The following is an 11,908-nucleotide window of genomic DNA, read 5'->3' on the forward strand; positions in this document are numbered from 1 at the left end:
TCTCCTAGTTCATCTCCGGGTCCGGGGGGAACGTCGAGACCAGGGCGAGGTGGTCGCGCTGGCGGCGCAGCACGCGCTTCCACAGGTCGAGCGGGTGGTCGGCGAAGGCGTCACGCGCCTCGGCGTCCACGACGTACCAGCTGCCCGTCTCCACCTCCTCCTCGAGCTGCCCGGGCGACCACCCGGCATACCCGGCGAAGATCCGCAGGCCGGCGATCTCGGGGACGACGAGCACGGGAGGGGTGTCGAGGTCGACCAGGCCCACGCTGCCGAAGAGCCGCTTGACGCCCATGGGCTCCTCACCGTCGCCGGGCACCGTGACGAGGCCGAGCGCCGTGTCGAGCCCCACCGGTCCTCCCTCGAAGAGCACGCCGGGGGGCGTCACGTGCTCCTGCCACATCGGCAGAACCGCGTCGACCGGCGCCTCCATGGGGTGGTTCAGCACCACGCCCTGGGCGCCGTCGGCGTCGTGGTGGAGCAGCAGCACCACGCTGCGGTGGAAGACGCCCTCCCCGATCTGGGGGGTGGCCACCAGCAGCCGCCCGGCCAGGTACTCGCTCTCCACGCGCCCATTCTTGCGGACAGCCGAACGGCCCTTCGTCGGGTCACCCGACAAAGGGCCGTTCGGCCTGCTGCACGCAGGGTATGCCGTGGGTCAGCTCCGCGCGCCGCGGAACCCGCCGCTGCGCTCCCCGCGGTGGGCGGGGCGACCGCCCTGCCCGCGGTAGCCGCCGCGCTGCCCGCCCCGGGCGCCGTCGCGAGGGCCACCCGGACGGCGGCCGCGCTTCTCGCCCTCGAGGACCCGGCGGACCTGGTCCTCGGGGACGGGGATGCCGCTGGGGCTCACGGCGCCGGTCGCCGCCAGGCGCTCGTCACCGGGGACGGCCCTGGTCGGCATCGCGTCGATGCCGGCCTCGCGGGCCATGCGCTCCATGCCCTTGCGCTGGTGCGGCAGCGCCAGGGTCACGACGGTGCCCTTGTCGCCGGCGCGCGCCGTGCGGCCCGAGCGGTGCAGGTAGTCCTTGTGGTCGGCCGGCGGGTCGACCTGGAGGACGACCGAGACGTCGTCGACGTGGATGCCGCGGGCCGCGACGTCGGTGGCCACGAGCACCGGCAGGGTGCCGTCGCGGAACGCGCCGAGCACCCGGTTGCGAGCGCCCTGGTTCAGGCCACCGTGCAGCGCGGCGGCGAAGACGCCCTGCTCGCGCAGCTGGAGGGCGACACGGTCGGCACCGAGCTTGGTGCGCACGAAGACGACGGTGCGGCCCTCGCGGTTGGCGACCTCTGCCGTGATCGTCTTCTTGTGCATCGGGTCGATGAGCAGCACGTGGTGCTCCATCGTCGTGACCGAGGCCTTGGCGTCGTCGGTGGAGTGCGTCACCGGGTCGGTGAGGTAGCGGTCGACGAGCTGGTCGATCCCGTTGTCCAGGGTGGCCGAGAAGAGCAGCCGCTGGCCGCCTGCAGGCATCTGGTCGAGGATCGCGGTGACCTCGGGCATGAAGCCCATGTCGGCCATGTGGTCGGCCTCGTCGAGGATGCAGACCTCGATGTCGCCGAGCTCGACCGCGCCGCGCTCGAGGAGGTCCTTGAGCCGGCCCGGGGTGGCGATGAGCAGGTCGAGGCCGCGGTTCAGGGCGTTGATCTGCGTCGTGTACGACAGGCCACCGGCGACGAGCTTGTGGCGCAGGCCGAGGACGTGCACCAGCGGCTCGAGCGCGTCGGAGACCTGCATGGCCAGCTCGCGGGTCGGCACCATGACGAGGGCGCGCGGACGGCGCGGGGCCGCCTTGTTGCCGTCGGCGAGGCGGGCCAGCGTCGGCAGGCCGAACGCGAGCGTCTTTCCGGAGCCGGTCTGGCCGCGACCGAGCACGTCCTTGCCGGCCAGGGCGTCCGGGATCGTCGCGGTCTGGATCGGGAACGGCGTTGTGATGCCGTCACGGGCCAGGCGCGTGACGAGGGCCTCGGGCAGGCCCATCGCGGCGAACCCGTTGTCCTCGGTCACCGACACGGGGCCGTCGACCTCCTTGCGGGTGGCCTTGACCCAGGTGTCGGCCTCCATGCGCTCGGACTCGGGGTCGACGAACTCCTCGCGGGGTGCGCGGTCAAAGCGGTCGGTGCGCTCGAAGCGACGGGGGCCGCGGTTGTCGAAGTCGCGACGCGGGCCGCGGTCGCCGAAGTCGCGACGCGGGCCGCGGTCGCCGAAATCGCGACGCTGCGGGCGCTCGTCACGTGAGAACTCACGACGCGGGCCGCGGTCGTCGCGCTCGAAGCGCTGCGGGCGCTCGTCACGCGAGAACTCACGACGCGGGCCGCGGTCGTCACGGTCGAACCGACGCGGGCGGTCGTCGCGCTCGAAGCGCTGCGGGCGCTCGTCACGTGAGAACTCACGACGCGGGGCGCGGTCGTCACGGTCGAACCGACGCGGGCGGTCGTCGCGCTCGAAGCGCTGCGGGCGCTCGTCACGCGAGAACTCACGACGGGGGGCGCGGTCGTCACGGTTCCACGAGCGGGCCGGACGGCTCTCGCGGCCGTCACGGTCGACCCGGCGGGGCCGGTCGTCGCGCTCGAAGCGCTGCGTACGCTCGTCACGGGAGAACTCGCGACGGGGGGCGCGGTCGTCGCGGTCGGACCAGCGAGGCGAGCGCTCGGCGCGCGGCGCCTTGCCGGCATACCCCGTCTTGGCGGAGGTGGCGGACTGGCCGCGGTGCGGCTTCTTGGGACCGCGCTTGGCCTCAGCCTTCTGGGAGGGGGTCCAGCGGGCCTTCTTGGGCGCGCCGGAGGAGGTGTTCTTGGGCACAGGTGTTCAACTCACTTCAGGTGACTCGAGGTAGACACGTCTCGAGCCACCTGGCGAGGGCGACCGGTGTAGACGAGCCTCAGGCGCTTCGCGCCCGGCGGACCGGATCGACAGTTGTCATCCGGCGGGCCCATTCGGCATTCGGGGAGCAGTCATGTCCGACGACTGCGGTGGCGACCTTGCCACATGGCGCTGCCAGCGCCGCCGATCTGGGCCCGACCAGTCTACCAGCGCAGCCGGGTGCCCCCGACCACGGCGAGCGTGACCCCGACCACGACGCCGGAGAGGTCGGCGACGGCGTCGCCGAGGTCTCCAGAGCGGTTCGGCAGCACGAAGTGCTGCAACGCCTCCGAGAGCGGGGCGTGCAGGGCGAGGGGCACGAGCAGGTATGCCGGTCGGAGGCCGGCCAGCAGCCCGGCCGCCGCCGGGAGGGCGAAGAGCAGGACGTGGACGACCTTGTCGCTCCAGACGACCGGGCCCTCCACGCTCACCCGCGGCCAGTAGAGGGCCGCGAGGTGGGCGACCGCCACCAGGACGAACAGCAGGAGCCAGAGCTGCCGCAGGCCGTCCCGCCGCGTCCGGCTCTCCCCCAGGTCCTGCACACTCATGGCCCCCGACCCTACGTGGTGGCTGCGCCTGGTCGGAACGCGCGACGGAATCCCGACACGGTGCGCGCTGTTGTCACCGGGCGTGAGCGCTCCCGCCCTGCCCCTGTCCCTGCTGGACTTCGTCGACATCCCTGCCGGTGTGCCGGCGTCCTCGGCGGTCGAGCGCACGGTGCGCACCGCGCAGGCCGCCGACCGGCTCGGCTACTCGCGTTTCTGGATCTCCGAGCACCACAGCTTCACCGGCCTCGGCAGCAGCTCGCCCGAGATCCTCATCGCGCACATCGCCGGCGCCACGAACGGCATCCGCGTCGGCGCCGCGGGAATCATGCTGCCCAACCACTCCCCCCTGAAGGTCGCCGAGTGGTTCAAGACCCTGGAGATGCTGCACCCCGGAAGGATCGACCTCGGCCTCGGGCGCGCGCCCGGCACCGACCAGCTCACCGCCTTCGCGCTGCGTCGCTCGCGCGAGGCCCTCACCGCCGACGACTTCCCACAGCAGGCCGCCGAGCTCATCGCCTTCCTGACCGACCGGTGGCCCGACGGGCACCCCTTCGCCGCGGTGCGCGCCACGCCCCTGGTCGACACCCAGCCCGAGCTGCTCATGCTCGGCTCGAGCGGCTGGGGCTCGAGCTTTGCCGCCGCCAACGGCATGACGACGGTGTTCGCCCACCACATGAGCCCCGAGCTGGCCGTGGCGGCGCTGCGCTCCTACCGCGAGAGCTTCGTGCCGTCCGAGCTGGGCAGCGAGCCGCGCGTGATCATCTCGGCGCTGGCCCTCGCGACCGACGACCCGGAGGTGGCCGAGGAGTTCAAGGCGGGCTGGGCCCTGGGCATGCGCCGCATCCGCAGCGGCGACACCACCCGGCCGACCGTCGAGGAGGTGCGCGAGTTCCGCCGCAGCGACGACTGGGCCCGCGTGGCACCCTCCCTCGCGGGACGCGTCTTCGCCGGCAGCCCCGCCCAGGTCAGGGAGGGGCTCACCGCGCTGGCGAAGGAGGCGGGAGCGGACGAGGTCACCGTCGTCTGCCCCACGCCCGACCACGCCGCCAAGCTGCGCAGCCTGGAGCTGCTCGCCGGCGAGTTCGGGCTCACCCCGCGATGACCGGGGCGGCCCCCTCCCGGACGGCCGCCTCCACGGCGGCGGCGACGACCTTCGTCACGTCGGGGTGGAAGACGCTGGGGATGATGTAGGCCGGGTTGAGCTCGTCGGGGTGCACCACCGCGGCGAGCGCGTCGGCTGCCGCCAGCAGGACGTCGTCCGTGATGGACGTCGAGTGGGCGTCCAGCAGGCCGCGGAAGACGCCGGGAAAGACCAGGACGTTGTTGATCTGGTTGGCGAAGTCCGAGCGGCCGGTGGCGACGACGGTGGCGTGCTGCGCCGCCGCGATGGGGTCGACCTCGGGCTCCGGGTTGGCCATGGCGAAGACGATCGCGTCGTCGTTCATCGTGGCGATGTCGTCGCCGGTGAGGATGTGTGGTGCGGAGACACCCACGAAGACGTCGGCGCCGACGAGGGCGTCCTTGAGGCTGCCCTGCATGCCCTCGGTGTTGGTGTGCGTCGCCGACCACATCAGCGCGGGGTGCTCTCCGGAGGCGATGTCCTCGCGCTCGGGGTGCAGGATGCCGTGGTAGTCGGCGACGATCACGTTGGACGCCCCGGCCTTGAGGAAGAGCTTGAGGATCGCCGTTCCCGCGGCACCGGCGCCGCTCATGACGATGCGCACCGTCCTGAGGTCCTTCTTGACGACCCGCAGCGCGTTCTCGAGGGCGGCCAGCGCGACGATGGCGGTGCCGTGCTGGTCGTCGTGGAACACGGGGATGTCGAGCTCCTCCCGGAGCCTGGCCTCGATCTCGAAGCAGCGCGGCGCCGAGATGTCCTCGAGGTTGATGCCGGCGAAGACCGGGGAGATCGCCTTGACCGTGCGGATGATCTCCTCGGTGTCCTGGGTGTCGAGGCAGATCGGGAACGCGTCGATGTCGCCGAACCGCTTGAACAGCGCGGCCTTGCCCTCCATCACCGGCAGGGCCGCCAGCGGCCCGATGTTGCCGAGCCCGAGGACCGCCGAGCCGTCGGTGACGACGGCGACGGTGTTGCGCTTGATGGTGAGCCGCCGCGCGTCGGCGGGGTTCTCCGCGATGGCCGTGCAGACCCGGGCCACGCCCGGGGTGTAGATCAGCGAGAGGTCGTCGCGGTTGCGGATCGGCACCTTCGACTCGATCTTGAGCTTGCCGCCGAGGTGGGCCAGGAACGTGCGGTCCGAGACCTTCCCGATCTCCACGCCGTGCACGGTGCGCATGGCATCGACGATCTCGTCGGCGTGGGCGGTGTCACGGGCCGCGGCCGTGACGTCGACGCGCAGCCGGTCCGGCCCCGACGCGGTCACGTCGAGACCGGTGACCAGGCCGCCGCTCTTCTCGATGACACCCGTCAGCTCGCTGACGGCGGTGGCACGGGCGGGCAGGACGAGGCGGACGGTGATGGAGTTCGAGACGGAAGGGAGGGCGGCCATGGCGACCATTGTGTCGACTACCCCGCGGTAGCCCGAATCCCGCCCCGCCACGGGCCACGTCGGCGGCGCTCCCGGGCCGACCGTCGGGCGGTGGCCACCACCAGCGCGAGCGCACCGAGGACGAGCGCCCAGTGCGGGGCGCCGACCAGCATGACCCGGTCGGCTCGCGGCGCGGCCTCGCTCGGCCTGTCTCCCCGCGACGCGACGACGTCCTCCCACCAGAAGCCCCACCGGTTCGCCCCGGTGCGCGGCGTCGGGGGCCGGGCGGGCTGCAGCACGAGGGCCCCGAGGTCGACTCCCCCAGTCGCGTTCGGGTCGCCGCTGCGGTGCTCGTCGATCCAGCCGATCCGGACCGTGCCGTCACCCGGCCAGCGCACCCTCCACATCCGGGTGTCCACCCGGCCCTCGCCGACGGTGTCGACGTCGAGCCCGACGGAGGAGTAGAGGTAGGTGAGCGGCCACAGCGCCAGCAGCAGCAGGAGCACGACGACGGGCAGGCGCCGCCCCAGGGCGCCGCCCGCCCGCGCGTGCTTCCATCCCGTCCCCCGACCGCCCGCCTGCCCCATGCCGACCAGTGTGGACCCGGGGCGCTCGCTCAGGTGCGAGGTTGGCCACTCCCGCGTGCGCCTCGGTGGCGGGTCACGCCCACCGCGACGATGACGGCGGCGAGGCCCAGGCTCAGGGCCAGCTCGAGGCGGTGGCCCTCCTGCACGAGCATCAGCAGGAGCACGCCGCCGATGAAGCCGATGGTGCAGTAGGTCAGCCACGGGTACAGCCACATGCGCACCTGCGGCGCGTGGCCCTCGCGGTCGAGCTGGCGCCGCATGCGCAGCTGCGACATGGCGATGACGAGGTAGACGAACAGCGCGATGGCGCCGGAGCTGGCCAGCAGGTAGCCGAAGATCGTCTCCGGCAGCATGTAGTTGCCGAGCACGCCGAGGAAGCCCACCACGGAGCTGGCGATGATCGCGCTCGCGGGGACGCCGCGGGGGGTCGTGCGCGACCACGAGGCCGGGGCGTCACCGCGGGTGGACAGCGAGAAGGCCATGCGGGAGGCCGTGTAGAGCGCCGAGTTCAGGCAGGACGCGACGGCCGTGAGGATGACGAACTCCAGCACGGTGGTGAGCCGGCCGAGGCCCATCTGCTCGAGCGTGAACTGGTAGGAGCCGGAGTCGCCGGCGGCGAGGCCCTTGGCGTTCCAGGCCACGAGGGAGACGACCACGAAGATCGAGCCGAGGTAGAAGAGGCTGATGCGCCAGATCACCGAGTTCACGGCCTTGCGGATGCCGCTCTCGGGGTGGGGTGACTCGGCAGCCGCGATGGTCACGATCTCGGTGCCCATGAAGGTGAACATCGTGATGAGCATGGCGGCGAACACCGAGCCCAGCCCGTTGGGCATGAACCCGCCGTCCTGCCAGAGGTGGCCGACGCCGCTCGTGTGCGATCCGGGCAGCAGGCCGAGGATGGCGGCCACGCCCAGCGCGATGAAGGCCACGATGGCCACGACCTTCACCAGGGCGAACCAGAACTCGAACTCGCCGTAGTTGCCGACGCTGAGCAGGTTCGTCCCCACGAGCACCGCGGTGACCACCAGGGCGAAGGCCCACTGCGGCACCGCGGGGAACCAGTCACCCAGGATCAGCGCCCCAGCGGTGGCCTCGACCGGGATGACGATGACCCAGAACCACCAGTAGAGCCAGCCGATCGAGAACCCGGCCCAGCGGCCCAGCGACCGGTCGGCGTAGGTCGAGAAGGAACCCGTGTCCGGCTGGGCGGTCGCCATCTCCCCGAGCATGCGCATCACGAGGACGACCAGGGCGCCGGCCAGCGCGTAGGAGACCAGCACCGCCGGCCCGGCCGTCGCGATGGCCTTGGCGGACCCGACGAACAAGCCCGCGCCGATGACCCCGGCGATCGAGATCATCGTGATGTGACGAGGCTTCAGGCCGGCGTCGAGGCCACCAGCCTGGGGCTGGGAGGAGGCACCGTTGGCGGTTCCTGCCGCCGACCCGTGGACGGCTTTCCCGGTCGCGGACGCGTGGACGTCGGTGTGCTGGTCTGTATGGCTCACGCCAGCAGGGTCCCGAAACCACCCCAACGACGCAAACCGGGCAGGTCAGCCCCCGGACGGCACCCGGGCCGCCAGCAGGTAGCGCTCGTCGTCGATGTCGCGGCCCCACAGCACCGGGTCGGTGAGCTGGACGACGTGCACGTCCTGGGCAACCTGCTCGACCGCGGCCCGCAGGTCGGCGGACCGCACGCCCCCGGCCCACGGCATCCGGTCGGGGTCGTCGAAGCTGTCGTCCCCAACCGAGCTCCAGCGTCCCTCGACCAGGACGAGCCGCCCCCCGGGCCGAAGTGCCTCCGCCCAGGCGGCAAGGGCCGCGTGCGGGTCGGGCAGGGTCCACAGGATGTGCCGGGCGAGCACCGCGTCCGCGCTGCGCGGCTCGAGCGGCGGGGCGCTGACATCGGACTGGTGGACCTCGACGGCGGACCCGAAGTGGGCCGTCTTCGCCCTGGCCCGGCGCACCATCTCGCCGGACAGGTCGTAGGCCCGCACGCGGTGCCCCAGCTCGGCGGCGAGGGCGGTCAGCGTCCCCGTGCCGCAGGCGAGGTCGACGACGTCGCTCGGGTGCGGCGGCAGCCACATCCGCAGCAGGTCCTTCCAGGCGGCTCGCGTGTCCGAGTCCAGCAGACCGTGGTCGGGCTCCTGGTCGTACTCGGCCGCGTACTCGTCCCAGTACCGCGCGATCTGCTCGGGGTTCATGCAACTCCTCGTCGGGGGCCTTCGACGCAGCGGTGCCGCGCCTTTGCAGCGCCCCATCCCATCACGCGCCCGGCCGGCGTGGCGAGGCGCTCCCCTCGAGCCCGCCCTAGTCTGTGCCGTGTGGCCACCGTGAGCGGCAGCAACGACACCGGCGCCGGAACCCCGCCTGACGTCTGCGTCGAGGTGACCGGCTCCGGCGTCGCGAGCGCCGTGCCCGACGTCGTGCGCCTCGACGTCGGCGTCCGCTGCGACGCCCCCGACGTGGGGGCCGCCCTCTCCGACGCGGGGGCCCGCGCCGCCGCGGTCGCGCAGGCGGCGCGCGACCACGGCGTGGAGACGCACGACGTGCAGACCACCGGGGCCGGCGTGCGGCCGCGGCACGACCGCGACGGGGTCGAGGTCGTCGGCTACTCGGCCCACCAGAGCCTGCGGCTCGCCGTCCGCGACCCCGAGCGCCTGGGCGCGCTCGTGGACGCCTTCGCAGGCGTGGCAGGCAACGCGCTCACCATCGACCGGATCTCCCTCGAGGTGTCGGACCCCGAGCCCCTGCGGCGACGGGCGCGCCGTGCCGCCTTCAAGGACGCACAGGCCAAGGCAGAGGAGTATGCCGCCCTGGCCGGGCGCACGCTCGGGAAGGTGACAGCCCTGACCGATGTTGTGCAGGGTGGGCCCCAGCCCCGCTACGAGCTCATGGCGGCCCGGGCGGGCTCGTCCGGCGCCCTGCCGGTGGAGCTGGGAGAGAACACGGTGACCGCGACCGTCGTGGTCCGATGGGATTGGACGTAGCACATGGCCAGCACGACCCTGACCGCAGAGAACTTCGAGAAGACCGTCCTTGACGAGGAGATCGTCCTCGTGGACTTCTGGGCAGAGTGGTGCGGCCCGTGCCGCCAGTTCGCGCCCGTCTTCGAGGCCGCGTCGGAGCAGCACGACGACATCGTGTTCGGCAAGGTGGACACCGAGGCCGAGCAGGCCCTCGCGCAGGCCGCCAACATCACGTCGATCCCCACCCTGATGGCCTTCCGCGACGGCATCCTCGTCTTCGCGCAGCCGGGCGCCCTGCCCGCCTCCGCCCTGCAGCAGGTCATCGAGGGTGTGCGCGGGCTCGACATGGAGGCCATCCGGGCCGAGATCGCCGCCGAGCAGAACGGCGACACCAGCTCCCCCCAGCCGTGACGGCGCGATGAGCTGGGTGCAGGCCCTCGGCTGGGCCGGCTCGGCGCTGCTGGTCTTCTCGATCCTGCAGGCGCGCGTGCTGCGCTTCCGGGTGCTCAACCTGCTGGCCTGCCTGATCCTCGTCGTCTTCAACGCCATCCTGCAGATCTGGCCCATGGTCGCGATGAACGTCGTGCTCTCGGCCATCAACGTCTGGTTCATCCGTCGGCTGCTGTCCGACCGCACCGACGAACGGGCCTACGAGGTGCTCGAGGTGGCGGCCGACGACACCTACCTCCAGCACTTCCTGCGCGTGCACGCCACCGACATCGCCCGCTTCTTCCCCCGATTCGGCGAGGCGACACCGCGCGGTGACCGCACGGCATACCTCGTGCAGAAGGGGAACGAGACGGTGGGCGTGGTCGTGGTGCGCGACGCCGGCGACGCAGTGGCGCAGGTCGACCTCGACTACGTCACCCCGCGGTTCCGCGACTTCTCCCCCGGCGAGTTCGTCTACCGCAGGAGCGGGCTGTTCACCCGCCGCGGCTTCCGCCGGATCGTCACCCCTCCGGGGATGGTCAACCCCTACTACGAGCGGTTGGGGTTCACCCGCGCGGGCGACTCCTGGACGGCCGAGCTGGCCTGAGCCCCGGCCGCCTCCTCGCCGCGGGCCCGTCGCACGGTGAGGAAGAGCCGGTGGGCGGTTACCACCACGATCAGCCAGGCCAGCCCCAGGGTCCAGCCGACCATGACGTCGGTCAGCCAGTGGTGGCCCAGGAAGACCCGGCTCAGCCCCATCGCACCGACGAAGGCGCCACCGGCGACGAGCACCGCCGCACGGACGCGCGCGCTGTCGAGCCGTCGCAGCAGCAGGTAGACGAGCAGGCCGATGAGGACGGTGGAGTTCAGGGTGTGGCCGCTGGGGAACGACGGCGACTCCTCGTAGGGCGGCACGGCGAGGTGCAGCGGCGGGCGGGCCCGGCCGATCAGCTCCTTGCCCGAGACGGTCATGGCCAGCGACCCGGCCGCCGCCACCAGGGTGAGGACCAGCGGCGTCCAGGAGCGCCACAGCAGCACCATGGCGAGCACGGCCACGGTCACGAGGACCGGCATTCCCACCGCGCCCCCGATGTCGGTGAAGGCCGTGACCGCCTCGTTGAGGCCGGGACTGCGCCAGCGCACCGCCTGCTCGAGCACGGGCTGGTCGAGCCCGGCCACGCCGTCGTTCTCGGTCACAGCCTCGTAGACCTCGGCCGAGACGGACGTGAGCAGCACGACGAGCACGCCGCCGATCGCCGCCGTGACGACGAGGACCCAGCGCGCGGCCGTCCAGCGGGCGAGCGAGAACGCCACGCGCACCAGCCAGCGCCCGGGCTCCGAGCGCCACTGGGCGAGGTCGCGCTGGCCGATCCGCTCCTCGGAGAGGGTGTCGCCGCGAAGTCGCATGTCCCATTGTCACCGACCTCCGCAGACCCGGCGCGGCACGCCCTTCCCGAACGACCGGCACAACCTCACGGAAACGTCTTGGGCCCCACCGGAAACCGGTGGGGCCCAAGACGCGAGCTCAGCGTGATGTGGTCACTGTGGTGGAGGTGGCGGGAATCGAACCCGCGTCCATTGACGGGAAACCAGGGCTTCTCCGGGTGCAGTGCGCTGAGGATTTTCTCGGCCCCAGAGCTCGCGCGCACACGTCCTCTGACAGGCCCAGTCGAGTGAGAGTCCCGCGCAGTCCCCCGACATGACTGCGCAGCAAGCTACCTAGCTGACGCCAGGATCTCGGTCAGTAGCGAACCGAGGCTGACGGACTTCGAGGCTCGCTCAGGCGGCGAGGGCGAAGTCGGTGCGCTTGGAATTGGCACCTATTGGTTTGCAGGGGGCGTTGACGAGATGACCCTGCATCCTCGACCCGCTTCCCCTGGAATGCCGACCAATGTCGAAACCGATCACCCCCATGCTCCCGCACGGGGTGTGTCCACATCACGCTGTTCACTTGTCAAGCTGCTCACACAGTATCCCTCTCAACACCTCACGGGCTCAAATCCATTCCCACTGAGGCCCATCCGTGTCCGGG

General features: G+C 72.0%; 12 protein-coding genes and 1 other RNA gene. 4 read left to right on the forward strand and 9 right to left on the reverse strand.

Going from position 1 to position 11,908, the window contains the following annotated elements; translation table 11 throughout:
* Nucleotides 1-4: 4 nt before the first annotated feature.
* The 3 genes from P2F65_RS14905 to P2F65_RS14915 all read right to left on the reverse strand — a co-directional run bounded on the left by P2F65_RS14905 (nt 5) and on the right by P2F65_RS14915 (nt 3,405).
* Nucleotides 5-565, reverse strand: coding sequence for a YqgE/AlgH family protein (locus tag P2F65_RS14905; protein ID WP_275809319.1), 561 nt, complete (start codon nt 563-565; stop codon nt 5-7).
* A gap of 90 nt (nt 566-655) precedes the next feature.
* Entirely contained in the window at nt 656-2,797 is a 2,142-nt protein-coding gene (locus P2F65_RS14910) for a DEAD/DEAH box helicase (RefSeq protein WP_275809321.1), read from the reverse strand.
* 224 nt (nt 2,798-3,021) lie between these two features.
* Entirely contained in the window at nt 3,022-3,405 is a 384-nt protein-coding gene (locus tag P2F65_RS14915; RefSeq protein ID WP_275809324.1) for a VanZ family protein, read from the reverse strand.
* An 82-nt stretch (nt 3,406-3,487) separates the two neighbouring features.
* Here P2F65_RS14915 and P2F65_RS14920 point away from each other — a divergent pair, with 82 nt between their 5' ends.
* Nucleotides 3,488-4,507 carry an LLM class flavin-dependent oxidoreductase gene (locus P2F65_RS14920; RefSeq protein WP_275809327.1) on the forward strand — a complete coding sequence of 340 codons (1,020 nt, stop codon included), beginning with the start codon at nt 3,488-3,490 and terminating at the stop codon, nt 4,505-4,507.
* Here P2F65_RS14920 and P2F65_RS14925 read toward each other — a convergent pair.
* From P2F65_RS14925 to P2F65_RS14940, 4 genes are read right to left on the reverse strand one after another with little or no spacing between them, the layout of a single operon-like run.
* On the reverse strand, nt 4,494-5,915 hold the full coding sequence (locus P2F65_RS14925; RefSeq protein WP_275809330.1) for an NAD-dependent malic enzyme: 1,422 nt from the start codon (nt 5,913-5,915) through the stop codon (nt 4,494-4,496). The two genes, P2F65_RS14920 and P2F65_RS14925, sit on opposite strands and share 14 nt — an antisense overlap.
* 17 nt (nt 5,916-5,932) lie before the next feature.
* On the reverse strand, nt 5,933-6,481 hold the full coding sequence (locus tag P2F65_RS14930; RefSeq protein ID WP_275809333.1) for a hypothetical protein: 549 nt from the start codon (nt 6,479-6,481) through the stop codon (nt 5,933-5,935).
* A 29-nt stretch (nt 6,482-6,510) separates the two neighbouring features.
* Nucleotides 6,511-7,986 (reverse strand): amino acid permease, encoded by a 1,476-nt coding sequence (locus P2F65_RS14935; RefSeq protein ID WP_275809336.1) that lies wholly within the window; start codon nt 7,984-7,986, stop codon nt 6,511-6,513.
* Nucleotides 7,987-8,031: 45 nt separating this feature from the next.
* On the reverse strand, nt 8,032-8,682 hold the full coding sequence (locus tag P2F65_RS14940; RefSeq protein ID WP_275809339.1) for a class I SAM-dependent methyltransferase: 651 nt from the start codon (nt 8,680-8,682) through the stop codon (nt 8,032-8,034).
* 120 nt (nt 8,683-8,802) lie between these two features.
* Here P2F65_RS14940 and P2F65_RS14945 point away from each other — a divergent pair, with 120 nt between their 5' ends.
* The 3 genes from P2F65_RS14945 to P2F65_RS14955 are packed head-to-tail and all read left to right on the forward strand — an operon-like array spanning nt 8,803 to nt 10,483.
* Nucleotides 8,803-9,468: an SIMPL domain-containing protein gene (locus P2F65_RS14945; protein WP_275809342.1), complete on the forward strand. Its 666-nt coding sequence runs from the start codon at nt 8,803-8,805 to the stop codon at nt 9,466-9,468.
* Between the two features lie 3 nt (nt 9,469-9,471).
* On the forward strand, nt 9,472-9,858 hold the full coding sequence (gene trxA / locus P2F65_RS14950) for a thioredoxin (protein ID WP_275809345.1): 387 nt from the start codon (nt 9,472-9,474) through the stop codon (nt 9,856-9,858).
* 7 nt (nt 9,859-9,865) lie between these two features.
* On the forward strand, nt 9,866-10,483 hold the full coding sequence (locus P2F65_RS14955) for a hypothetical protein (RefSeq protein ID WP_275809348.1): 618 nt from the start codon (nt 9,866-9,868) through the stop codon (nt 10,481-10,483).
* Here P2F65_RS14955 and P2F65_RS14960 read toward each other — a convergent pair.
* Complete coding sequence (locus tag P2F65_RS14960) at nt 10,426-11,283, reverse strand: phosphatase PAP2 family protein (RefSeq protein WP_275809351.1); 858 nt, start codon at nt 11,281-11,283, stop codon at nt 10,426-10,428. The genes P2F65_RS14955 and P2F65_RS14960 overlap by 58 nt on opposite strands.
* Before the next feature lie 138 nt (nt 11,284-11,421).
* Nucleotides 11,422-11,788, reverse strand: a transfer-messenger RNA (tmRNA) gene (gene ssrA / locus P2F65_RS14965).
* Nucleotides 11,789-11,908 lie beyond the last annotated feature (120 nt).

The sequence above is a fragment of the Knoellia sp. p5-6-4 genome (assembly GCF_029222705.1).
GTDB lineage: Bacteria > Actinomycetota > Actinomycetes > Actinomycetales > Dermatophilaceae > Pedococcus_A.